24 protein-coding genes are annotated in these 23,850 nt (G+C 57.7%); 11 read left to right on the forward strand and 13 right to left on the reverse strand.

What is annotated here, in order from left to right; translation table 11 throughout:
• Positions 1–15: 15 nt before the first annotated feature.
• The 5 genes from ACRZ95_RS01905 to ACRZ95_RS01925 all read left to right on the forward strand — a co-directional run bounded on the left by ACRZ95_RS01905 (position 16) and on the right by ACRZ95_RS01925 (position 4,795).
• The gene (locus tag ACRZ95_RS01905) at positions 16–1,212 is read left to right on the forward strand and encodes an adenylate/guanylate cyclase domain-containing protein (RefSeq protein WP_170676190.1); all 1,197 of its coding nucleotides are present in this window, start codon (positions 16–18) and stop codon (positions 1,210–1,212) included.
• A gap of 83 nt (positions 1,213–1,295) precedes the next feature.
• On the forward strand, positions 1,296–1,742 hold the full coding sequence (locus ACRZ95_RS01910; protein ID WP_170676191.1) for a paraquat-inducible protein A: 447 nt from the start codon (positions 1,296–1,298) through the stop codon (positions 1,740–1,742).
• Positions 1,743–1,897: 155 nt separating this feature from the next.
• Positions 1,898–2,680, forward strand: a complete 783-nt coding sequence (locus ACRZ95_RS01915) for a kinetochore Spc7 family protein (RefSeq protein ID WP_170676192.1) — start codon at positions 1,898–1,900, stop codon at positions 2,678–2,680.
• 120 nt (positions 2,681–2,800) lie between these two features.
• Positions 2,801–4,165, forward strand: a complete 1,365-nt coding sequence (gene radA, locus ACRZ95_RS01920) for a DNA repair protein RadA (RefSeq protein ID WP_170676193.1) — start codon at positions 2,801–2,803, stop codon at positions 4,163–4,165.
• 39 nt (positions 4,166–4,204) lie between these two features.
• On the forward strand, positions 4,205–4,795 hold the full coding sequence (locus ACRZ95_RS01925) for a CvpA family protein (protein ID WP_170641868.1): 591 nt from the start codon (positions 4,205–4,207) through the stop codon (positions 4,793–4,795).
• 257 nt (positions 4,796–5,052) lie between these two features.
• On the opposite strand, the gene ACRZ95_RS01930 is transcribed toward ACRZ95_RS01925, so the two are convergent.
• Entirely contained in the window at positions 5,053–6,615 is a 1,563-nt protein-coding gene (locus ACRZ95_RS01930; protein ID WP_170575543.1) for a serine hydrolase, read from the reverse strand.
• Between the two features lie 206 nt (positions 6,616–6,821).
• Positions 6,822–8,111 (reverse strand): hypothetical protein, encoded by a 1,290-nt coding sequence (locus ACRZ95_RS01935; RefSeq protein WP_170527811.1) that lies wholly within the window; start codon positions 8,109–8,111, stop codon positions 6,822–6,824.
• A gap of 1,181 nt (positions 8,112–9,292) precedes the next feature.
• On the opposite strand from ACRZ95_RS01935, the gene purF reads away from it, so the two are divergent.
• The 3 genes from purF to ACRZ95_RS01950 all read left to right on the forward strand — a co-directional run bounded on the left by purF (position 9,293) and on the right by ACRZ95_RS01950 (position 11,985).
• On the forward strand, positions 9,293–10,816 hold the full coding sequence (purF, locus tag ACRZ95_RS01940; protein ID WP_170676194.1) for an amidophosphoribosyltransferase: 1,524 nt from the start codon (positions 9,293–9,295) through the stop codon (positions 10,814–10,816).
• A 221-nt stretch (positions 10,817–11,037) separates the two neighbouring features.
• Positions 11,038–11,286: a hypothetical protein gene (locus ACRZ95_RS01945; RefSeq protein ID WP_170373882.1), complete on the forward strand. Its 249-nt coding sequence runs from the start codon at positions 11,038–11,040 to the stop codon at positions 11,284–11,286.
• 42 nt (positions 11,287–11,328) lie between these two features.
• Positions 11,329–11,985 carry an SDR family NAD(P)-dependent oxidoreductase gene (locus ACRZ95_RS01950; RefSeq protein WP_170466605.1) on the forward strand — a complete coding sequence of 219 codons (657 nt, stop codon included), beginning with the start codon at positions 11,329–11,331 and terminating at the stop codon, positions 11,983–11,985.
• A gap of 59 nt (positions 11,986–12,044) precedes the next feature.
• Here the strand turns inward: ACRZ95_RS01950 and ACRZ95_RS01955 are convergent, their stop codons facing one another.
• The 4 genes from ACRZ95_RS01955 to ACRZ95_RS01970 form a co-directional block, all read right to left on the reverse strand.
• Entirely contained in the window at positions 12,045–12,887 is an 843-nt protein-coding gene (locus ACRZ95_RS01955; protein WP_170676195.1) for an ATP-binding protein, read from the reverse strand.
• 118 nt (positions 12,888–13,005) lie between these two features.
• The gene (gene tatC, locus ACRZ95_RS01960; RefSeq protein ID WP_170676196.1) at positions 13,006–13,881 is read right to left on the reverse strand and encodes a twin-arginine translocase subunit TatC; all 876 of its coding nucleotides are present in this window, start codon (positions 13,879–13,881) and stop codon (positions 13,006–13,008) included.
• Positions 13,878–14,336: a Sec-independent protein translocase protein TatB gene (tatB, locus tag ACRZ95_RS01965; protein WP_170676197.1), complete on the reverse strand. Its 459-nt coding sequence runs from the start codon at positions 14,334–14,336 to the stop codon at positions 13,878–13,880. The genes tatC and tatB overlap by 4 nt, the downstream gene beginning before the upstream one ends.
• A gap of 6 nt (positions 14,337–14,342) precedes the next feature.
• Positions 14,343–14,558 carry a twin-arginine translocase TatA/TatE family subunit gene (locus tag ACRZ95_RS01970; protein ID WP_170373887.1) on the reverse strand — a complete coding sequence of 72 codons (216 nt, stop codon included), beginning with the start codon at positions 14,556–14,558 and terminating at the stop codon, positions 14,343–14,345.
• 218 nt (positions 14,559–14,776) lie between these two features.
• On the opposite strand from ACRZ95_RS01970, the gene ACRZ95_RS01975 reads away from it, so the two are divergent.
• Both ACRZ95_RS01975 and ACRZ95_RS01980 read left to right on the forward strand, forming a co-directional pair.
• On the forward strand, positions 14,777–15,079 hold the full coding sequence (locus tag ACRZ95_RS01975; RefSeq protein WP_170466595.1) for a hypothetical protein: 303 nt from the start codon (positions 14,777–14,779) through the stop codon (positions 15,077–15,079).
• A 21-nt stretch (positions 15,080–15,100) separates the two neighbouring features.
• Positions 15,101–15,772 (forward strand): helix-turn-helix transcriptional regulator, encoded by a 672-nt coding sequence (locus tag ACRZ95_RS01980; protein WP_170676198.1) that lies wholly within the window; start codon positions 15,101–15,103, stop codon positions 15,770–15,772.
• 62 nt (positions 15,773–15,834) lie between these two features.
• Here the strand turns inward: ACRZ95_RS01980 and ACRZ95_RS01985 are convergent, their stop codons facing one another.
• The 7 genes from ACRZ95_RS01985 to ACRZ95_RS02015 form a co-directional block, all read right to left on the reverse strand.
• Complete coding sequence (locus ACRZ95_RS01985) at positions 15,835–17,016, reverse strand: peptidoglycan DD-metalloendopeptidase family protein (protein WP_170676199.1); 1,182 nt, start codon at positions 17,014–17,016, stop codon at positions 15,835–15,837.
• A 64-nt stretch (positions 17,017–17,080) separates the two neighbouring features.
• Positions 17,081–17,731 (reverse strand): protein-L-isoaspartate(D-aspartate) O-methyltransferase, encoded by a 651-nt coding sequence (locus tag ACRZ95_RS01990; protein WP_170373891.1) that lies wholly within the window; start codon positions 17,729–17,731, stop codon positions 17,081–17,083.
• Entirely contained in the window at positions 17,728–18,510 is a 783-nt protein-coding gene (gene surE, locus ACRZ95_RS01995) for a 5'/3'-nucleotidase SurE (RefSeq protein ID WP_170676200.1), read from the reverse strand. Before surE ends, ACRZ95_RS01990 begins: the two co-directional genes overlap by 4 nt.
• A 111-nt stretch (positions 18,511–18,621) precedes the next feature.
• A complete protein-coding gene (locus ACRZ95_RS02000; protein ID WP_247748213.1) occupies positions 18,622–19,665 on the reverse strand; it encodes an ABC transporter ATP-binding protein in 1,044 nt (347 codons plus the stop codon).
• Positions 19,666–19,791: 126 nt separating this feature from the next.
• On the reverse strand, positions 19,792–20,907 hold the full coding sequence (locus ACRZ95_RS02005) for a hypothetical protein (RefSeq protein ID WP_170676201.1): 1,116 nt from the start codon (positions 20,905–20,907) through the stop codon (positions 19,792–19,794).
• A 2-nt stretch (positions 20,908–20,909) separates the two neighbouring features.
• Complete coding sequence (locus ACRZ95_RS02010; protein ID WP_170676202.1) at positions 20,910–21,689, reverse strand: SDR family oxidoreductase; 780 nt, start codon at positions 21,687–21,689, stop codon at positions 20,910–20,912.
• 74 nt (positions 21,690–21,763) lie between these two features.
• Positions 21,764–22,126 (reverse strand): SnoaL-like domain-containing protein, encoded by a 363-nt coding sequence (locus ACRZ95_RS02015; protein ID WP_170373896.1) that lies wholly within the window; start codon positions 22,124–22,126, stop codon positions 21,764–21,766.
• A 110-nt stretch (positions 22,127–22,236) separates the two neighbouring features.
• Here ACRZ95_RS02015 and ACRZ95_RS02020 point away from each other — a divergent pair, with 110 nt between their 5' ends.
• Positions 22,237–23,844 carry a peptide chain release factor 3 gene (locus ACRZ95_RS02020; RefSeq protein ID WP_170676203.1) on the forward strand — a complete coding sequence of 536 codons (1,608 nt, stop codon included), beginning with the start codon at positions 22,237–22,239 and terminating at the stop codon, positions 23,842–23,844.
• Positions 23,845–23,850: the final 6 nt, after the last annotated feature.

Raw genomic sequence — 23,850 nt, forward strand, 5'->3', positions numbered from 1 at the left:
ATTTTGAGCATCCATATGGTCGACAGTATAAAAGTTGGCTCCATTGTAGACTGGCTAGTCGCGGGAGCACCCCCGCCCAAGTCAATTGAAGAACTTTTGTTAGAGTGCTCTTCTCGTCTTATCGACGCTGGGGTGCCGCTTTCTGCATGTGTGGTTAACGGTATTTTCGTACATCCTCAAATCAGAGGTATTCGGTACAGCTGGACACGAGAAAAAGGCGTCAGAAGAAGAACTTTTGATCATTCCTTTATGAAATCTCCAGAGTTCCTCGAAACGCCGCTTTCCAAGATGATTGAAAATCCAGAAGAGATTCGTTTTCGCTTTTCGAGCGGAAAAACGCGAGTTACGTCAAGGTTTCAAAGAGCCTACAAAGACTTGGGGTATAGCGACGTCTTGATTTTACCTCTAGTGAACACTGACGGAAGCGCCACGGGAAACATAGAGTTTTCGACTAAAGACGCAGGAGGCTTCAATGGCCAGCAAGTTGAGGCTCTCAATGCGCTCCGGAACCCAATTGCAAGGCTGAAGGAATATCACACCGAGCATTTTGACAAAAAATATGTTCTCGAGTCCTATGTCGGACGCGAACCATGCAAAAAAATCCTTAGCGGCAAAGTAAGTCGAGGTGAAGGCGAAGTGGTTACAGCGGTCGTCTTGTTTGCGGACCTTTCGGGCTTCACTCAGATTGCTGATGCATCAAATTATGAGAGCGTGTTGGGAACTCTTAATTCCTTTTTTGGAATCGTCGGGCAGAACGTCGAAAAGTACCAAGGTGAGATTTTAAAATTCATTGGAGATGGAGTTTTAGTAATTTACAGCTCTTCATTTTCTAGAGACGCGCAAAAAGCAGCTGCGCAATGTGCCTTAGCAACTGTTGAAGATATAAAAAAAGAAATGGAAGCTCAATTTCCAGAGAAGCATCTTTCGTTCAAATCGTCCCTCCATGTAGGCGAAGTGTTCCTAGGAAACATTGGAACAGAGTCGAGATTAGACTTTACTGCGATAGGGCCAGCAGTGAATTTAACAGCGCGGATGCTCGAAGAGGCGACCAAACAAGGTATCAAGATGATATGTTCTGCTGCTTTTCAAGATCTTCTCGACGACATCGAAACGGTTGCGATGGAGCGTGAGCTTCGTGGTTTCAAAAAAAGCCAAAAAGTCTACCAAATTCGAAACTACTCCATCCCTGCAACGTGGAAAGGATTCTCATAGTGTCAGCCAGATCAGTTTGTACATGACTAGTAAGGACTCAGTACTTTGTACGTTTTCGTGTATCCGCGTTCTTGTTCGAGACTATGACCCTCCGCCTCGCCACCCTCTCTCTCCTGATCCTCTACCCCATCGCGTGGTTCGCCCCTCTGATGCGCGCAGGCCTGCTGCCGATCTTCGGACTTTCCGAAATCAGCGTCATCACCGGCCTCCAATCCCTGTGGAAATCCGACATCTTCCTCGCGCTGGTCGTCACCGTCTTCGCCCTCTTCGCGCCCTACATCAAAACCATCGGCACCGCCCTGATCCAATGGGACCTGCTAGATGCCCGCGTCCAACCCGCACTGAACATCGTGGGCAAGCTCGCCATGGCCGATATCTTTCTCATCGCGCTCTATATCACGCTGGCCAAGGGGATCTCTTACGCGACCATCGAGACGGCCTGGGGCCTCTACCTGTTTACCGGCTGCATTCTGGCCTCGATCGCGCTGGGATATATTACCGAGATGACATCCACTTCACGAAAAGCTTAGACCGTGTTGATTGAAAACACATTTCTAAGTATCATCTTTATATTTCGAGCAGCAAAATTCTAGTGTGTACGGGTCCGCAGAGGATCACCTTGCGTGTTTGATATGTCCTCCGCTTCGGCCCGATTTGTATCGGTTTGAGAAGGAGATGGACGACCATGCCCGCCCTCAACAACATTACATTGCAATTTCAGAATGCCTTTTTAAGACTGACTTTTTTCATGATCTGCATCGCGGCCCTTGGCGCGGTGGTTGCAACTTCACTCTCGGCGCTGGGGGTTTTGCCCTGGCTGTCCCTTCAGGCCGGATTCGGCCAGACCGGCGTGATCGACGCCGGGATTTTTGTTCAGATCGGCCTGACCTGCTTGATTCTCATGCTGGGCTTCTACCTACCCTCCAGCGCCCGGATGATGGCGCTCGAGAACGCGCACAGGAAGTTTTCGCTGAACATGCAGGACATCGTCGAGGCCTACCAGATCGCCCATGCCGCAGACCGCAGCGGCGTTTTCGCTCTGGCCTCGGAGTTCGATGCGGTCAAAGAGCGTATGGCCTTTCTGCGCGACCACCCCGACCTTCAGGCGTTGGAACCTGAGATCCTGGAAACCGCCGCTCAGATGAGCCAGATCAGCCACGAACTGGCCGAAACCTATGGCAACGAGCGGGTCGAACGCGCCCGCACATTCCTGAAACAGCGGCAGGAAGAGGTCGAACTGTTCCAACAACGGATTGAAGACGCCCAGACCATCCTGCACGAACTCAGCCAATGGACGCGAGATATCGAGATCGAGGAATCCATCGCCAAATCCCAACTGACGCGCCTGCGGGATGAACTGTTCGACCTTCTTCCTGAACTTTCGGCGCAATTGCAGACACCCCCCGACGGCAGCGACCCAAGCGCGTCCAGCGTGGTCGCCATGTCGCCCCCACGCGCTGCAGAATAGGCGCGTCAGCGCCCGCCGCACCCGATGGCCCGCAGGGCCTGAGGGCGCGGCGCGCCACCGGCGGAGAGGAAAGCCCGCAAGGGCTTGAAGAACCGCCCATCCTCGGGCACCAAAGGCCTCATGGCAAAGACGACTTCTTTCTCCTGTTCGGCCTGCGGCGCGACACATACAAGATGGTCCGGGCGATGCGACGCCTGCGGCGAATGGAACACGATCACCCAGGACGTGCCCCTGTCGGCGGGCCCGGCAAAGAAATCCCTCGGCGGTAAGCGGGGCCAGTCCATTGCACTCACGGACTTGTCGACCGAGGAGACCCCGCCACCCCGTACACTCAGCGGGGTGGATGAGCTTGACCGCGTTCTGGGCGGCGGCCTCGTCCCCGCCTCGGCCCTGCTGGTGGGCGGAGACCCTGGCATCGGCAAATCCACCCTTCTGCTGCAAGCCGCCGCTCGGTTCGCGCGCGCGGGCGTCAAAACGATCTATGTCTCGGGCGAAGAAGCCAGCGCGCAGGTCCGTATGCGTGCTCGCCGTTTGGGGCTCGAGGACGCGCCGGTTCAACTGGCGGCTGAGACCAACCTGCGCAACATTCTGACAACGCTTGAGGCTGAAAAACCCGGCCTCGCCATCATCGACTCGATTCAGACCATGTGGGCCGACAATGTGGACAGTGCGCCCGGCTCGGTTTCACAAGTCCGGGCCGCAGCGCATGAATTGACCACGTTTGCAAAACGACACGGTGTTTCGATCGTGATGGTTGGTCATGTCACCAAAGAGGGCCAAATCGCAGGCCCGCGCGTTGTCGAACACATGGTCGACACCGTTCTCTATTTCGAAGGCGAACGCGGCCACCAGTTCCGCATCCTGCGCGCGGTCAAAAACCGTTTTGGCCCCGCAGATGAAATCGGCGTGTTCGAGATGACGGGCAAAGGGTTGGCGCAAGTCACTAATCCCTCGGCCCTGTTCCTGTCCGAACGCGGCACGCCGAGCCCCGGCTCGGCCGTTTTTGCCGGGATCGAAGGCACTCGCCCCGTCTTGGTGGAATTGCAGGCACTCGTCGCCCCGTCACCGCATTCGCAACCCCGCCGTACCGTCGTCGGCTGGGATAGCGGACGGCTGGCGATGATCCTTGCCGTGCTCGAGGCCCGCTGCGGCATCCCCTTCGCGGGTCTCGACGTCTATCTGAACGTCGCCGGAGGGCTGAAGATCAGTGAACCCGCCGCCGATCTGGCCGTTGCCGCAGCGTTACTAAGTGCACGAGAAGACAGCGCCCTGCCCGCTGATACCGTCGTTTTCGGAGAAATCTCGCTGTCCGGGGCACTTAGACCGGCCCCTCAGACCGAAAACAGGTTGAAAGAAGCACAAAAACTTGGTTTCACATCGGCAATCGCTCCGGCGGGCGGCAAGACCGGCACTGTGGCAGGTCTGACACTCACCCGACCCTCTGATTTGGTCGGGTTTGTTGGCGAAACCTTCGGAGCAGGTTAAAGTCCGGCCCTGAGGGGCAGAAAAGAACAGGCGAGGGCCATGGAAGGTTTTACAATTATTGACGGGGTTGTGGCCCTGATCATCGTGCTGTCAGGCATTCTGGCCTATTCGCGCGGGTTCATGCGCGAGGTTCTTGCCATCGCGGGCTGGGTGGCAGCAGCCGTTCTGGCATTCATCTTCGCACCGCAGGCCGTGCCGCTGGTCAAAGAAATCCCGGTGGTCGGAGATTTCCTGCGCGACAGCTGCGAATTATCGGTCATCACCGGCTTTGCGGCCGTGTTTGCAATTGCCCTGATCATCGTCAGCATCTTCACGCCGCTATTTTCATCGCTGGTGCAACGGTCGGCACTGGGCGGTCTGGATCAGGCGCTTGGCTTCTTCTTCGGCATCGCGCGGGGCATCTTGCTGGTCGCTATCGCGTTCTTTGTCTACGACACCGTGATGACCGGCCAGTCCTACACGCTTGTAGACGAAAGCCGCTCGGCCAAGGTGTTCGAACAGTTCAGCACCCAGATCGAAGAACAAAACCCCGAGGCCGCGCTGGGTTGGGTCACTGCACAATACGAAGAGCTGGTGGCCAGCTGCACCGCAGGCGACTCGGCCCCTGCTGCGGAAACCACCGACAGCTAAATCACACAGACAGTTAATCGAAAAGCCCGGCCTCGCGCCAAGGCCCTATAGGTAAATGTTGAAAGAGGTTGAGAGTTCAGCCTCTTTCCTTTTGTGCTCAGATTGAGAAGTTCGAAAATTGCCGCCAACTATCAGACGTTCGATTTTGGTGCAGCGAAGGATCGCTTCGAGCCCAAAGGAGACAACTTCATGTGCTGCGCAGGTTGGCTTCGGATGGCGAGCAATTTCACCGCTAAGGGCAGATGAAGATCGAAGACCTAGCTGTCGCGCTGTTTCGCAAATTTGGGCGGAGCAATGCCAGGAACGATTGGCACACGCACTCCATCTACGCGATCATCAGTGCCGCTTTCAAAGGTCATGGTCATGTGGTGCAGGTGGTTTTCAGTAGATTGGTACTTGGTTTCGAATGTTTCGCCATCGTAGGGCTCTAGGGGGAAGGATCTTCCATCAAATGTTTGAAGGAGCGCATCTCCCTGCCTCTTCACTACAAATGTTCCGTATCCAGGATGATGGTACGTTCCCTCATATGCATCGAAAGGAAGACGCGGTTGGTTCGCAGAATTGCGTCCCGCTTCAAAGGCCGCCTCCGCGGCAGCTTCCCCTTCTGTTCTTGCCTGATCGAGTGCCAGAAAATGTGCAATAATACGGTCGGTATCCGGTTCACCGAGCAGATGGGCAAGGACCACTTGATGGGTTGCGATTACGCCATTGGTTAAGTTCATGTTCATCAGAACGGCCACACCCAGACCAGTATCCGGTACGAAGGCTATAGACGTCCGAGCACCGTTAAAGGACCCGCCGTGATCAAAGGTCAGATGTCCCATAAACATGCTTTGAGCGAGGCCCAACCCATAATTGTAGAGCGCCCCGCCAACCAAGGGCCGAAATACTTCAGCTGGCATGTGAGATCGTCTGATCCAAGAAATGCTTTCCTCAGAAATCACCTGATCATCACCGGCCCGTCCGTTCGCCAAATGGCACTTGATCCACTTGATCATTTCATCGGCGGTCATATAGAGGCCAGCAGTGGGCGCGAAGTAGCGCGTGTCACAAAATTCGATCTCTTTGATCTGCCCGTCAACGAGACCGTAGCCCTTGGCCAGACGACCGGTTGCGGTCGCTTCCGCGCGGACAAACGTTGCCTTCACGCCGAGGCGGTCTAGGAGGCGTTCCTGCATTAGGTCTTCAAAGAACTCACCGGTCGCGGCCTCAAGTATCGCACCCGCCGAGGTGTAAATTATGTCTTGGTATTGGAAATGGTTTCTGAAACTGTGAGATGGAGCGAAATGCTGCAGCCGGTCCAGAAGGTGGCGGCGAAAATCTCGGCCGTCATCCGGAAGTTCGCGCGCAACTCCGTGTGCTAGCAAGTTTTCATGATAGGGAAGGCCTGATCGGTGGCACATCATGTCCGTTAGCGTCATGTCGCGAGTAGCGGAAGGGTCCATCATTTGAAAATCTGGGAAGTACTCCCTGACAGGCGTGTCCCAAGAAACTATGCCATCATCGACAAGACCTCCGACCAATCCGGCTGTATAGGATTTCGTGGTGGAAGCCACCAGCATTACCGTTTCCGGTGTGAAAGGCTCATTGCGTGCCACATCCCGAAACCCAAAGCCCTCACGGAAGACGATGTCTTCGCCACTACACGCGACAACTGCCATTCCAGGTGCGGAGAATGCACCAAGGACTTTTTCGAGATCGTCTCTTAGAGCATCTACGTCAAATCTGCTCGAAGAATGAGAAGCGGAAATCGCCGGGGTGGCAAGTGCGGAAACGCCAAAAGTTGTTGAAGTTAAAATGAACTCTCTACGGTTCGGCATCTCGTTCTCTCCATTTGGGTTATCGAAGTGTATCGCGTGAACGAAGTAATTAAAGTAACAAGTTGCATTGCAAGTATGCGGCGAATGATTTGATGCTCTCAGCTCGAATTCTTCCTTTAAGGGATGAAACCTCCGACGTCGGTTTTGTCCGCAGAGCAGCCTTAGCGCAACGCAAAAACGAACGGCGTTTTTTTTGCTTGCCGAGTTCAGAAACTGAAGAGATCCCGATCATACACAAAGCCCTTTGCAATACCGAGTTTCATAGCTGGGCTCTTGTGTTCTTTTACCATGAGGTCGGTGTAGTTATGGGCAAACCTCAGGATATCCACCAGCTTCATGACCATGACCGGATTGTAGTACTGCTTGTAGTACCACAGGCTTTTGCGGCCCGAGGTTGACAAACCACGCTCAAATCCCATGACCTTGGTCCGTGCCCGAGCGTGATACATGTCCACCGGATGCGTTCCCGCCCGAACTGCGAACTGTGCCATCTGGGCAAAATCTAATCGTGTTGGGTCAGTGCGGAAAATCACCCGCTTATGCGGCTCGTTGATGAAGTGGAACGGATAGTGAATGCCGGCCGATTCAGACTGACCGGTATGATCCATTAGGAGCGCCCTGATGTCGGAGAGCGCCACATTGCCAAAGGAGGCTTCCAAAAGGTACTCCATGGCGCCGTCCTGTGGCCTGGAGACAGCCTGATCACCGTCTCCAGGCAAGTACCCTGCCTGACGCATCAAATACTCCACGCGCTCTAATTCCTTGTTACCATCAGCCACAAACCCCAGGCGTCGCGGATGGCTTTCATTCTTTGCCATGGTGACGTCTGCAATCCGCACCAATCTCTTCTGCACTTCATTTTTGAACACAGCCAAAAAGGCTGAAGAGACACCCGTATCGCGGTCAACTGAAAAGTTCAGCAGTCGATACTTCCGACCGATCTTCTTCTTGAGCAGCATGATATGTGCAAACTCGGCCGCGTCTTGTCGAACCCTAGCGGCCATCTCAAGGAGCCTGATATCGTCATCAAGTTCTCTTGGCTTTTTGTTACGGTGCCACCTACTTGATTTTGGGTTGGTCGCCTTGTGTCGCTTGCAAATGTACTCGATGTACTCACTGGCAAACCAAATCCGAGCGTTCTCCCGCATAGAACGAGGCTTTTCTTTGTCTCCGACAATATCCATCGCCTTTTCGACGGCAAGCGGGTGAACGTCAGGATCAACATCTGTTGTAGACGCAATGACATACTTGCTGTCGCTGTGGACGGTGCACATGTGGCGCACTTCTACAAGTTTACGAATACCTCTGTCGGGCCAGTTCACCTGAAGGATTTGTGTGTCCGTGGCGAAGTGAGGACTATCCCCTTCAAATACTTCGGGCAGTCGCTTCTCCCGATCTGCCGCAAAGGCTTGGCATTGCTCGTGGATGAAGTCGATCTTCGAATAGACTTCCGGAAGTGATGTATCGAGTACTCGTGAGATAGCTGAAAGCGTCACGCCATTAACCAGCGATCTAAAGACTTTACCATTTAGGTCACTACGCTTATGTCGCCTCGTCGAGCGACCAATCGAAAAGGTCTTCTTACACGCTTTGCACTGATATCTTGGATCTCCTTTGGCCGTCTTACCAAACTTTCGATACCGGCTCGGCATGAGCCCAACGGTCGCTCCATGATTGATACATGCAACACTCGGACAACTTTCACGTTTTGTTCTTCTATTCAGGCGGGAGAGCCTTGCGTATTCTTCCGCCAATGCCTTGTTGGATTTGAGGATGCTAGACCGTCCGCAACTTGGGCAAATATAGGTGCGCTCACCTCCAGACCCGGAGACCTTGCCCCGCGCCAAGTTCGAACCAGGGTTAGCTGGTCGGCCGCGCCCATCTCGTGGGTCAGGTAATACGCCGTAAAGGTCACAAAGTGGATTGCGGCAAAAATTGACTGAGAAGCCGCCAGGCAGGCGAGGAAGCCGAGTTCTCATTTTGTTCGCAGATTTTTGCGAAGCTTTCTTGGGGTCCGGCATGTCACAAGCTCTTATTTCTAAACGAAAACGACCAGCAGGTTAGCTGCTGGTCGATAGCTCGTCAACATTTACCTATAGTGGCTTGGGCCTCGCGCCGGGCTTTTTCATTGAACGAACCCCTCACCCCCGCAGACCGTGCAGCGGGTGGTTTTCAAGCCGAAACAGCCATCACACCGGCTGGAAATCGGTTTACCCAGAATATCACGACTTTTGACCACTTCACCTGCCCCATTGCAGATCGGGCACGGCGCACGCCCCATGCCGCGGCACCGATGGCAGCGCCTTTTCGGCGGCTCATCTTTCTTGTTTGGTGAGCGTTCCTGCCACATTCTGGCCCCCTCCCCGATAAGATCCGCGATGAAATTATGCATATGTCAGCACAAATGAATTCATATGTCACCACGCCGCAACTGAAGAAATCGGAACTGCGGCCTATAGAAATGTGATCCTTTGATGACAGCCGCGTTCTAAGGCAGTATGTGGAGGCCAAAATGCCACGGAATCGGAGCTGTCGGGTTTGTCCTTTCAATGTTCATCTGCCTGCAATGCGGTGATAATGCACCGTCTGGCCTGCAAGATACGAACGGTACGACCCCTCCCTATCCGGCCGTCACTCAACCCTCTGGTCAAAACGTCATAGAAATTGGAGCCCGTACATGTGTGGGATTTTGGGGATCGCAAGCCGGACACATGATGTGTTTGCGGAAATCTATGACGGGCTGTTGATGCTTCAGCACCGGGGGCAGGACGCCTCGGGGATCGTCACATACAACGGTGAGTTCTTTCGCGAGAAAAAAGCAAACGGTCTTGTCAAGGACGTGTTCAACGCGACGGACGCCGAAACGCTTCTGGGCAAGGTCGGCATGGGGCATGTGCGCTATCCCACGGCAGGGTCGCTCAGCGCGTCCGAGGCGCAGCCATTTTTTGTCAACGCGCCCTACGGGATCTATCTGGTCCATAACGGCAACATCACCAACACCGCCGAGCAACGCGAAAAGGTCACCGGCAAGTACAGCCGTCACCTGCGCACCACGTCAGATTCCGAGATCCTGCTGAACGTTCTGGCCGACAAAGTGGCCGACGCGATCAAAGTGAACGGAAACGCCGAGCCCATCCGCAACATCTTTGCCGGAGTTAAGATGACGATGGAGCGTGTGCAAGGCGCTTACTCGGTCATCTGCCTTGTCGCCGGTGTTGGCATGCTGGCCTTCCGCGACCCGCACGGCATTCGTCCGCTTTCGGTTGCAATTCGTGAGACCGAGGGCGATGGCAATGACTACGCCTTTGCCTCCGAGGATGTGGCCTTTGGTATCAACGGCTTTACCAAGATCCGTGACCTGAATCCGGGCGAGGCGATCCTGATTGATCTGGACGGCAATATGCACGAGTTTCACGCCGTCGAAGGCAAGCTGACGCCCTGTATCTTTGAATATGTCTACCTCGCCCGTCCGGATTCCCTGCTGGACGGCGTCTCGGTCTACAAAACCCAGATGCGTATGGGGCAAACGCTGGCCAAACAGATACAAGACTCGGGTCTTCAGATCGACCGCATCATTCCCGTCCCCGACAGCGCACGCCCCGTGGCGCTTGAGGCCGCCAAGATCACCGGCATCCCCTATCGCGAAGGTCTGGTGAAGAACCGCTATGTCGGTCGAACATTCATCATGCCCGGTCAGGCAGAGCGTCAGAAATCCGTCCGCCGCAAGCTGAACGCCATTCCGCTGGAGTTCAAGGATCACAATGTCCTGCTGATCGACGATTCGATCGTGCGCGGCAATACGATCAAGAAGATCGTGCAGATGTGCCGTGAGGCCGGGGCCAAGAAGGTCTACATCGCCAGCGCTTCACCGCCGGTGAAATACCCCAATGTCTATGGCATCGACATGCCCACCAAGCACGAGTTGATCGCCAATGGCAAAGAGATCGAAGAGATTCGCGAAGAACTGGGTGCGGATGCTCTGTTCTATCAGAACCTCGACGATCTGATCTGGGCCGCAAAGGAAGGCAACCCTGAGATCGAGGCGTTCGACTGTTCCTGCTTTGACGGCAACTACATCACCGGCAGCGTCAGCGGTGACTATCTCGACAGTCTCGAAAACAGCACCCGCGTCAGTAAAAAGCGCGAAGACATGCAGGTTGTTGGGGGGTCGTGGAACGCGGCGAAACTGGCGTCGGGCTAAAGAGACAACGCGAATCAGAAAACAACGCAGGCCGTGGGCATCGCCACAGCTTTGGCTGGATTTTGCCGATAGGAATGACCTGATTGCAAAGGCTTCCGGCCCCCTCACCCCGCCGTGATCTGAAGAGAGCGGGGTGATCTTTTGATTTACTTTGCGGTTTGGTAGGCAGCGCTTCACCACCACTCACACAAGGGGTTCGAACCGGGTTCGAGCCGCAGAATATGCCAAATGCCAATGTCAAAAGCGCGGCCACGCAGCGGGGCGCGTTGAAAAGAAATTCGGTCTCGGTTCTGGGTGTCTTTGGCCCGAAAGCCGACCTACGCGCGTTGATGCGCTTGTCATCGGGGCGTGTAAAAGAGGTCAAGCCAGGAAGCCGCGTGGCGTCGGGCACAGTTGTCGCCATTGATGAACACGGGATCATGCTGCGACAAAGCGGCCAGACCCGCCGGATTGGAATTCCGGGGGGCTAGCGCCCTCTTGACGACCCGCGCGCAGGCGTTCAAACCGCTGCCATGACCGATCAGACCAAAATTGCCACCAAAATTGCCCTCGTCACTGGGGCCTCTCGCGGGTTGGGTGCAGCCCTGGCCGAAGCGCTGGCCCCCGAATATCACATCGTCGCCGTCGCCCGTACCACCGGCGGGTTGGAAGAGCTGGACGACCGGATCAAAGCCAAGGGTGGTTCGGCTACCCTTGCGCCCATGGACATCACCGATCCCAACGCGATGGCCACCCTGTGCAGGGGTATTCATGACCGCTGGGGCAAAGTGGATTTGTGGCTTCACACGGCCGTCCACACCTCGGCCCTCACACCGGCGCATTTCGTTGATCCCAAAGAGTGGAAAAAGGCGATGAACACCAACGCCAATGCCACCTCGGTTCTGATTCCTTATGTGACGCCTCTATTGGGTGAGGCCGGTCATGCCGTGTTCTTTGATGACCCCAAGGCGGGCGAGAAGTTCTATGGCATCTACGGCGCCACCAAGGCCGCCCAGATGGGACTGGCACGCAGTTGGCAGGTTGAGACTGAACGGACTGGGCCTAAGGTGTCGATTGTCGAGCCCGCCCCGATGCCGACAGCCGTGCGCGCGCGGTTTCACCCCGGTGAGGATCGCGATGTGCTGACCAGCACAGCGGATGAAGCGGCTCGGATTCTGGCGTTGTTGTAGGGAGTGGCCGGTTGGGCCATGCCTCCGGCGGAGGTATTTTTAGCCAGATGAAGCTGGGATCACGCGATATGGACGCCGTTGCGCCCTGCGAGATCTACGAAGAATTGCCACGCTACACGGCCCGAGCGTGACCCGCGTGTCGCTTGCCATTCAATGGCTTCTGCGCGCAGGGTTTCCGGGTCGACCGACACATTGTAGGCGGCGCAGTAACGGTCGATCATGGCCAGGTATTCGTCCTGGTCACAGGGATGGAAGCCGAGCCAAAGCCCGAACCGGTCGGACAGTGAGACCTTTTCTTCGACTGCTTCCGACGGGTTGATAGCGCTGGAGCGTTCGTTCTCGATCATGTCCCGTGGCATCAGGTGGCGGCGGTTCGAGGTGGCGTAGAAGACTACGTTTTCAGGCCGGCCTTCGATGCCGCCATCCAATACAGCCTTGAGCGACTTATAGTGCTGGTCATCGTGGCTGAACGACAGGTCATCGCAGAACAGGATGAACCGGTGCGGCGCTGCGCGCAGGTGGTTCAACAGCCGCGCGACCGAACTCATGTCTTCGCGCTGAAGCTCGACCAGTTTCAGGTTTGCGTGCTCGGTTTGCAGCGTGCCATGGACGGCCTTGACGAGGCTGGACTTCCCCATCCCTCGCGCGCCCCACAGCAGCGCGTTGTTGGCCTTGTACCCCGCCGCAAAGCGCCTTGTGTTGTCCAACAGCGTATCGCGTGAACGGTTTATGCCGACCAGCAGTTCCAGATCAACGCGGTTGACCTGAGGGACAGGCTCAAGCCGGTCTGGCTCAACCTGCCAGACGAAAGCCGGCGCGGCAATGAAGTCCGGAGCCGCCAAAGGGGCCGGAGCCATCCGCTCTAACGCGTCTGCGATACGGTTCAGGGCTTGGGTATCCATGGTGGCCTCCGGGGTCATATTCCAACGGTGTCAAACCACGTTCGGCTTTTGGCAACAAGGGGTTCCAACGAAAAAGGCGCGCCAGTCATGGCGCGCCTGTCTTGGGAACAGCAAGAGATTACTTCCCGTCTTCTTCCTGCATCAGGTCCTCATCCGCTCCGGCCTCGTCATCATAGTAGCCATCCGCGCGGAGTTGTTCTTCGCGTTTCTTTTCAACACGCGCCACAAGGAAGATCGACACCTCATAAAGGCCGTAGACCACTACGAACAGAATGATCTGTGTGATCACGTCGGGAGGCGTCACAAGCGCAGCAAGCACCAGAATGGCGACTACCGCGTATTTGCGGACACTCCCCAGCCCCTCAGCCGTGACCAGCCCCGCCTTGCCCATCAGCGTCAGCAACACGGGCAGTTGGAAACACAACCCGAAGGCCACGATGAACTTGATCGTCAGGTTCAGATATTCCTGAGCGGAGCCTTGGAACACCACGCTCAGTGGTGCGGCGGTGGCGCCATCCACGACGGCCTCACCTTCAGCGCCGAACTGCTGGAACCCGAGGAAAAAGTCATAGGCCAAAGGCGTTACGACATAGAAGGCGAAGCTTGCCCCCAACAGGAACATGAAGGGCGAGGCCAACATGAACGGCAAGAACGCGTTCTTCTCGGATCTATAAAGCCCCGGAGCAACAAAGCGCCACATCTGCATCCCGATATAGGGGAACGCCAGTATGAAGCCCCCCAGCAGCGACACCTTGATCGCAACAAAGAAGCCTTCCTGCGGCGAGATGAAGATCAGCCCGCAGTCCTGCCCACGCTCGTTCAACACCTCACACAAAGGATGCGTAAGAAAGTTGAAAAGAGGGGTCGCAACCGTGAAACAGATGATCATACCGATCAGAAACGCAACAACGCAGTGAATGAGTCGTGTGCGCAATTCGGCCAGATGCTCGATCAGCGGGGCCGAGCTGTCTTCGATTTCGTCGGTCTTGCTCATGTCTTGTTCTCAGTGTTCAGCGCGGCTTCGGCCTCTTCGGCCTTGGCCAGCGCGTCAGCGGCTTCTTTGGCCTTTCGCTCGGCAGCAGTGCGGGCGGTTGTGGCTTGAATCTTCTTGGCCTGTTCAGCCCGCTCAGCCGCCAGCTTGCCCGTTTCGCTTTCAGGATCGAACTTGGACGGATCGATGCTGCTGCTCAGATCCTGAGCGGCCTTTTTCACACCGTCCATCGCGCTGTTCACGGGATTCGTGGCCGCGTTCAGACCCTTCTTGATCTCGTTCACACCTGCCTGATCTGCAGCCTCGTTCATGGCGCTGGTGAATTCGCGCGCCATGCCGCGGGCCTTGCCGACAAACCGCCCGACATTGCGAAACAGCACGGGCAGGTCTTTCGGCCCCACCACAATCAGGGCAACGATGCCGATGACCAGAAGCTCGGTCCAGCCCAGATCAAACATCCGGGTTTAGACCTTGTCTTTCTCGGTTTCGGGCGTGACGTCCTTGGCCACTTCCGCTGCGTCCTGCTCCAACTCGTCCGCGCCTTCCTTGACGCCTTTCTTGAACGAGGTGATACCCTTGCCCACTTCACCCATCAGCGAGCTAATCTTGCCGCGGCCAAACAGCACCAGCACCACAACAGCGATCAGCAGCAGGCCGGGAAGTCCGATATTGTTGAGCATGTTTATTCTCCTTCTAAAAGGCGCACTGCGCCTGAACCCTTGTCTGACCCCGTGTTTACGCGGCAAGCCGCGTTCTCAAAAGGTGGCCGAGCCAATTCGGGCGGCAAATTTGATGTGATCTTGCGGATTCATGGCTCTCGCTTTTCTCAACTGACAGGTTTATGTCAGTTGTAACAGGCTAGGACAGCGGTATTGCAACCTGGTCAACGGAGAAACACATGACCCATGTCGCCGAAATCGTCACCTTCACCCTGGCCGAAGGCACCTCGCCCGAGGCCTTCGTCAAACTCAGCCAATCGACCGAAAGTTTCGTTCGCGCAGCGCCCGGCTTTGCCCATCGCCACCTCAGTCAAGGGGAAGATGGTCGCTGGACGGACTATGTCGTTTGGCAAGATATGAAGGCCGCTCAGACGGCGGCTGCAGAATTCCCGCAACAGGAGTTTGCACCGGCCCTGATGGCAGCCATCAACCCCGAAAGCCTGCAGATGCGGCATGAGGCAGTACTATGGAACATGACCTGACACAGGTCAGAACGGCGTATCATGCGCCGGACTGATCGCCTGTTCGACATCATCCAAATCCTGCGCGACGGTAAACTGCACCGCGCGCAGGACATCGCGAACCGGCTTGAGGTGTCGGTCCGCACGATCTATCGCGACATGGACACGTTGGTCGCCTCGGGTGTTCCCGTCGAAGGCGAACGTGGCGTGGGTTACATGGTGCGCGAGCAGATCACCCTGCCCCCGCTCAACCTGACCACGGCCGAGCTTGAGGCGCTGAACCTCGGGATGGCCATCGTCGCCGAAGCAGCTGACCCGGACCTGAAGGCCGCAGCCGAGTCTCTGGCAGAAAAGATCGACGCCGTCCTACCCACGCAGGTCGTGGCCGAGGCCGATACTTGGAAATTTGCGGTCTACCCCTTCGCCGATGCTGCGCGCGGATTGGCACATATGGCCCCGCTCCGCGCCGCCATCAAAACCCGCCAGAAACTGCACCTGTCCTACCGCCGCATCGACGGCGCCCTAACCGAACGCACCATCCGTCCCCTCCATATGGAGTATTGGGGCCGCGTCTGGACCCTCACCGCATGGTGCGAGCTGCGCAACGGCTTTCGCGTTTTCCGCATCGACCTGATCGAAACCGTGACTCCCCTGCCCGAGCTATTCACAGACGAGCCGGGAAAACGCCTAAGCGACTTCGATCCACACGGGTGATCCGCCCTTCATCTGGCCAAAATATCCCCGCCGGAGGCATGGCCCGGAACGGGCCATTCTGGTCACCTGAGATACGGCTCAGGATCAACCGACTCGAAGCCTTTGCGGACTTCGAAATGCACATAGGCGTTGTCGCCACCGCGCAATTCCGCCAGTTTCTGCCCCCGCCGCACGCGATCACCTTTCTTGACGGTGATATCCTCAACATTGGCATATACCGTCAGCAAGTCATTGTTATGCTTAACAACAATGATCGGCACCTGATCGGCATCTGCGGTAATCGCAGCTACGGTACCTGCCTCGGCTGCAGTGACCGACGTACCCGGTGCGGCTGCGATGTCGATGCCTTCGTTCTTACCCTTGTCATAGGTCCGGATAATGTTGCCCGCGACCGGCAAGGACAGCGCTGAGGAACTGGAACTGCGGGTTGGCGCTTCGGCAGTGACATCCGGCGCCTCGGGCGCCTCGGCCAGCGGCGCGACCTGTTCATCCGGGAGCGGCTGGGTCGCACTCGGCGGTGTCGGCGTCGGAGAACCCTGCCCCGGCTGCGTCACCTCGGTCGCAGCGACCGGAGCCGCTGCTGCCGCCTGACGCGGGGCGGCCTGGTTCTTCACCGGAATCAGCAAATACTGCCCCTCACGAATGGCGAAATCCGGGCCCAACCCGTTCCACTCTCCCAAAGCCTCAACCGGCACCTGATAGAGACGCGAAATGGTAAAGGCCGTCTCGCCCCGTTTCACCTTGTGGCGCACCGGCTCCGGTCCAGAGGCGACCGGCGCAGGCGTTGGCGCCGGTTCAACCGGCTTCAGCAGCGTCGTCTGCACCCCGCCCGTATCCGGGGCTTGATCAATCGCGTTTCCAGCGATCGAGGCAATATCCACACCGCTTGACGCGCCAACAGATCGCGGCAAGGCCAGAACCTCACCCTCGCGCAGCGCGTCGGTTGTCTGCAAGCCGTTGAACCGCGACAGCTCACCTTCGGGCAGGCCAACCCGGGCCGCCACATCGCGCACGGTATCGCCCCGGCGCGCTACGGCGACCTGATAGTTCGGGTAGGTGATCACCCCGCGCGCATCAGGCGCAGGGCGACTGGTGGTTGCGGATTGCGCAGCATCCGTGGTGGAAAACCCACCGAGCTGTCCGCGCAGATCGTAGTCCAACGGCCCCTCGCACCCGGCCAGAATGGCCAGAGCCGCAACTCCTGTCGCACAACGGCGCATCGTTGATTTGGTAACTGCTCTCATGACTTTTGTCCTCAACACCTGCCCCTGTTATCCGGGGTTCCGGCGATCCATTCCAAAAAACCTGTTACGTCTCGTCCTTGCCAAGCCCTTCAAGCAACGGCACGAACCGAACCGACGTCAATTCATCATAGTCCAAACCGGTCTCGGTGCGCGTCACCTTAATCAACTGCTGCACCGCATCCGACTGCCCGACGGGTAGCACCATGATACCCCCGATTTTCAGCTGCGCCAAGAGCGGGCCTGGCGGGTCCTCGGCCGCGGCGGTCACGATGATTCGATCAAAGGGTGCCTGTTCCGGCAAACCGAACGAGCCATCCGACAGCATCGACGTGACATTGGTCAGCCCCAGTTCGGCAAACAGCTTGCCGGTCTCGCTAACAAGCCGCCTGTGCCGTTCAACCGTGTAAACGCGACGCGCCAGTTTCGCGAGGATCGCCGCCTGATATCCCGACCCGGTCCCGATCTCGAGCACAGTGTCACGCGGACGCACATCCAGTGCCTGTGTCATCAACCCCACCACCGACGGCTGGCTGATCGTCTGACCGCAGGCGATAGGCAGCGGCATATCCTCATAGGCGCGGTCGGCGAACAGGCCGGTGACGAAGCGCCCCCGGTCGACCGCCTCCATCGCGGCCAGAACACGCGCATCGGTCACGCCTCGCTTACGCAGGGCGAACAGGAACTGCATGACGGTTTCTGGGTCCAGTCCACTCATTCGATCGACTTCAATGCCTCTAGCGTGTCATGCGCGGTCAGATCCGCGCGCATCGGCGTGACCGAGATATAGCCTTCCAGATTGACCGCCGCGTCCGTGCCGGGCGCGGTCGGGTTGTGCTGGTATCCGCCCTTGATCCACAGAAACCGCCGCCCCGAGGGCGAGCTGTGTGGCTCGACCGAAAAATGCGTATCGCGGCGGAACCCTTGCGGGGCAACGCGCGTGCCCAGAACCTCATCGGCGGGAACGGGCGGGAAATTCACATTGTAGAACAGGCGGTAGTCGCCCTGTTCCGTGGGCGTCGCGTCCAAAATACGGCGCACCAGATCGGCGCCAAAGCGACTGGCGGCCTCGAACGGATCCTCGAGCCCCAGATTGCGTGGGCCGAAATACTGCGACAAGGCAATGGCCGGCACACCCTGCAAAGCGGCCTCCATAGCGCCGCCAATAGTGCCGGAGTAGAGTGTATTTTCCGCCGAGTTGTTGCCCCGGTTCACGCCAGACAACACCAGATCGGGCGGGCAATCCTTCATCACGTCATGCAGACCCGCCAAAACACAATCCGCCGGAGAGCCTTCGGCAGCAAATCGCCGCTCATCCAGTTTGGCGACCATCATGGGATGGGTGTAGCTTATGCAGTGGCCGACACCGGATTGCTCGAATGCTGGGGCCACGACCCAGACCTCACCGCCAGGTCCGGACAGATCCTTTGCAATCGCCTGAAGCGTGATCAGCCCCGGCGCATTGATGCCGTCATCATTGGTAATCAGAATACGCATGACCGTCCCACCCCCGCGTTTCGCCCTTGATAGACCCGACCCCGCGTTGCGGCAAGCAATGCAGGCCCGCAATCTGCGGCTTTCGCGCACCACTTGCGGGTAAATTGCGTTCTATCTAGGGAAAACGAAACAGCGGTCGCGTCGGATGGTCAGCCACATCGCCCGCCCAGGCGCGGGGACAAACACGTTCGGAACCGTCGCCTTCAGGATCGAGCCGTCATAGTCCATCCGAAACTCGACCAGACTTTCATTGCCCAGGAACCGGGCGCGTTCAACAACGCCCCGCGCGGCGACGCCGTCTGTGGCCGTGGGCAAAGGCCCTTTGCCGTTTCGGTCGAAATCCAGCCGGAGGTGTTGGGGGCGGAAAACAATCTCGACATCGGTGCCGTCCGGAAAGCCCGGTGCCAGGAATTGTCCGAACGGGGTCTCGGCCAAGGCACCATTCACTTGCGCCTGCAACACGTTGACATCACTGAAAAAGGCCACGGCCGCCTTGTCCGCTGGCCGCGTGTAGACGTTGTAGGGCGCGCCTTGTTGCACGATCTTGCCGCCCCGCATCAGGGCGATCTCATCGGCCATGCGCATGGCCTCTTCCGGCTCGTGGGTGACCAGCAGAACGGCGGCGTCTTCCTCTTTCAGGATCGCGAGCGTTTCGTCCCGGATACCGTCGCGCAGGCGGTTGTCGAGGCCCGAGAACGGCTCGTCCATCAGCATGATCCGGGGGCGCGGGGCCAGAGCGCGCGCCAAAGCCACCCGCTGCTGTTCACCGCCTGAGAGTTGATGCGGGAACCCGTCGATGAACCGCATCAGATCGACTTTGGTCAGCAGTTCCTCGACCCGCGCACGTTTCTGATCCTTGCTACCCTTCAGGCCAAAACTCACGTTGTCGGCCACGCTGAGATGCGGGAACAGGGCAAAGTCCTGAAACATCAAGCCAATCTCGCGGCGTTCTGGTGGGACACGGAACACCGTGTCACAGATCAGTTTGCCGTCGACATAGATTTCACCTGAATCCTGCATCTCGACCCCGGCGATCATCCGCAATGTCGTGGATTTGCCGCAGCCGGACGGCCCAAGCAGACAGGTCACCCGCCCCGCCTCGACCGTCAGCGAGACGTCATCCACCACAACCCGACCTTCAAACCGGCGGATCATATTGCGAATTTCCAAACGAGGAGGAGGTGTGTTGCCTGTCACAGATGGGTCCTGTTGCCTTTCCCGATCAATTCCATCGGGCTTGAGCGGGGATAGCAACCCCGCCCGTCCGGCGCAAGGGATCAGCTATTCCGCAAGCAGCTCGAAATCGACACCGGCGCGGATTTTTCCATTCACCTGAACCTCAAGCCGATGCGCGCCGGGCACCAGTTTGAACGTGGTCGCATTGCCTTTGAGCTTGTGGCGTTTGTCCAGACGCAATGCGCCGTTCTTCAGCGCGGCCTGTTTCAGCTTGTGAACCTTGGCTGAGGTTTTCCCGTTTGGGCGTTGAAAGTGAATGATATAATCCACCAGAACCGGTTGATCAGCAGACCCTTTCAAATCGACCGCGAACGCCAACGCGCCATTGATCCGCGCCTCGCCGTCTACTGAAATGGCAGCGGTGACATCCGCGTCCGGGTCATAACCCAGCATCTTCATCGCCCCCGGGTGCCCGGCCTTTACAAGGCCGCGCAGGGTATGAGAGATCATCCACTCCAACTCCGCCTCTTCCTGCTCACCCGCCTCGCGCCAGCGCTGCAGGCATTCAAGAACCAGATCCGGGTCCTTTTTGGTGATATCGTTCAGATGGTTCGCAACCGAGCGCGTCACATAACGTGTTTTGTCCCGATGCAGATCATCCAACAACGGCAAGGGGTCTGTCAGCGCAAGACCCACCGCCTGCCCCCATGGCAAACGGGGCCGCGTGCCCTCACTGACGAGACGGCGCACATGATAGCTGTCGTGTTGGCTCCAACGCTGCATCCGCGCCAAGACCAGATCGGGATGGGTGTTCAGGAACGGACGGATCGCCCATTCCATCGAAAAGCGCTGAGTCAATTCCTCCAACACGTCCAGAGCCAGCTCTGGATGCTCGGCTCCAACGGCGACAACCCACTCCCCAAGCGGCGCAAAGATGAAATCGCCAAAATCATCATCTGTCTTGCTGGGATCCAATGGCGGCGGCAAGGCGCGCAGGACCACAGGCGCAACCGCTGGCAGATAGCCCGGAAAGGACTGCTGCAGGCAATCGGCGATCCAGGTCATTCTCTCTTTCAGCTCCAGATCCAACAGGCGCGACATGACCTGCGCTTCGAACGCCTCGGCGTCGAAATCCGGTTCCGCCGACTGGAACAAACCCGCCAGATAGCGGGTCTTTTCCATGTTGAACAATTGGTCCTTCAGAGAGAAATTCTGTGCCATTCCTACATCGTCAAATTGGTTGCGCCACCGTCCAGCAGGATGTTCTGCCCAACGATAAAGCCCGCATGATGAGAACACAGGAAAGCGCAGGCCGCGCCGAATTCCTGACGCGTGCCATAGCGGCGCGCCGGGATCGTGGCGGACCGGGCCGCGCGGGCCTCATCCAGCGAAATGCCCTGTTGATTGGACACACCGGTATCCAGCGACAAGGCGCGGTCAGTGTCATGAATCCCCGGAAGCAGGTTGTTGATCGTCACACCTAGCGGGGCGACCTGACGCGCCGTTCCGGCCACATAGCCGGTCAGCCCGGTGCGCGCAGCATTCGAAAGACCCAGAGCCGGGATCGGCGCACGCACGGATTGCGAGGTGATATTCACCACCCGCCCCCAACCTTTGTCCATCATCCCTGGCAGCAGCGCTTTCATGAAAGCGATCGGCGTCAGCATGTTGGAATCCAGTGCCTTGATGAAGTCCTCACGATCCCAGTCCGACCACAACCCCGGAGGCGGCCCGCCCGCATTTGTGACCATAATATCAATACCTTGCGCGGCCTGGATCACCTGTGCCTGACCTTCGACTGAGGTCACATCGCAAGCCACCGTTTCAACCGCAATGCCATGGTCCGCACGCAACCGCGCTGCTTCGGCTTCAAGCGCTTCAGCACCGCGCGCATTCATCACCAGATCAACGCCCGCTTCGGCCAACGCCTCGGCACAGCCCAGTCCAAGCCCCTTGCTGCTGGCACACACCAACGCACGCTTGCCGCGAATTCCAAGATCCATTCTGATCCCCTCTGTCTGTTGTTGCCCGCATGTCTAGCACCAGCCAGACAGAGAAGACCAGAATTCAACAGGCCTTAGTAGAAGAACTCTTCCCTCACAATCTTGCCATCGGCCACGTGGTAGACACCCACTTCGCTCATATCGAAATTCTCGCCGCTTTCTATGAACTTGCCCTTGATCTCGAAAATCACGGCAAAGCGGTCGTCGCCATGCAACATCGGATCACTGACCGAGACATGGCTGACCTCTGTCGCGCTATCCCACCATTCGTGTTTGCCGCGAATGGCATCCAGACCCTGAACCTCACGCCCCATGCCAACGTCATCCACGGCCTCAGCCGAGACAGCATCTGCGGCGTAGAGTTTACCCAGATTTTCGGCGGTCCGGTTTTCGCGGCAACCGGCGACAAGCTCGTTTGCAATCTCTTTCAATTCCATTGGTTCACTCCCATAATTTGTTCACTATATGTTCTCTTTGCCACAGCTAGCCGATTCGAACCAGTCCGTTTGTCTTGCTTCGGCGGGTTTCCCCGCCTATACGCGCGCTCATGCTTGATATCGCCTCGAACCAACCCTCTCTGCCGCCCGAGATCGCCCGGCGCCGGACATTCGCCATCATCTCGCACCCGGATGCGGGCAAGACGACGCTGACGGAAAAGTTCCTGCTGTATGGGGGCGCGATTCAGATGGCCGGTCAGGTGCGCGCCAAGGGTGAGGCGCGGCGCACGCGGTCGGACTTCATGCAGATGGAGAAGGATCGGGGTATCTCGGTATCCGCCTCGGCGATGTCGTTCGACTATGGGGATTTCCGGTTCAACCTTGTCGACACGCCCGGCCACAGCGATTTCTCGGAAGATACTTATCGCACGCTGACTGCGGTGGATGCGGCTGTGATGGTGATCGACGGTGCCAAGGGTGTGGAGAGCCAGACACAGAAGCTGTTCGAGGTCTGCCGCCTGCGCGATCTGCCGATCCTGACCTTCTGTAACAAGATGGACCGCGAAAGCCGCGATACGTTCGAGATCATCGACGAAATTCAGGAGATGCTGGCGATCGACGTCACGCCTGCCGCATGGCCGATTGGCGTGGGCCGCGACTTCATCGGCTGCTACGACATGCTGCGCGACCGGCTTGAGCTCATGGACCGCGCCGACCGCAACAAAGTGGCCGAAAGCATCCAGATCGACGGTTTGGACGATCCCAAACTGGCCGAACACGTGCCCGAACACCTGCTGGAGAAGCTGCTGGAAGAGGTCGAAATGGCGCGCGAGCTTCTGCCCGCGCTCGACCCTCAGGCCGTGTTAGAGGGGCACATGACCCCGATCTGGTTCGGCTCGGCGATCAACTCGTTCGGCGTGAAAGAGCTGATGGAGGGTATAGGCGCCTATGGTCCTCAGCCGCAGATCCAATCGGCAGAGCCCCGTCAGATCTCTCCGGATGAAAAGAAGGTCGCCGGGTTTGTCTTCAAGGTGCAGGCCAATATGGACCCCAAGCACCGTGACCGGGTGGCGTTTGTACGGATGGCCTCGGGCCATTTCAAACGTGGCATGAAGCTCACCCACGTGCGTTCCAAGAAACCCATGGCGATCTCGAACCCGGTGCTGTTTCTAGCCTCGGACCGGGAACTGGCAGAGGAAGCCTGGGCCGGGGACATCATCGGCATCCCGAACCACGGTCAGCTGCGCATTGGCGATACGCTTACTGAGGGCGAAGCGATCCGCGTGACCGGCATCCCGTCCTTTGCACCGGAATTGCTGCAGACGGTCCGTCCGGGCGATCCGATGAAGGCCAAGCATTTGGAAAAGGCGCTCATGCAGTTTGCCGAAGAAGGCGCGGCCAAGGTGTTCAAACCCTCGATCGGCTCGGGCTTTATCGTGGGCGTCGTGGGAGCGCTGCAATTCGAAGTGCTCGCCAGCCGGATTGAGATGGAATACGGCCTGCCGGTGCGATTTGAGGCGTCACAGTTCATCTCGGCCCGTTGGGTCAGCGGCGAGAAACCCGAGGTTGAGAAATTCGTCAACGCCAACAAACAGCACATCGCTCACGACCACGATGGCGACATCGTTTATCTGACCCGCCTGCAATGGGATATCGACCGGGTCGTGCGGGACTATCCGGCGCTGAACCTGACGGCCACCAAAGAGATGATGGTGTGATCCAAC

This window comes from Ruegeria sp. AI3, from assembly GCF_056541245.1.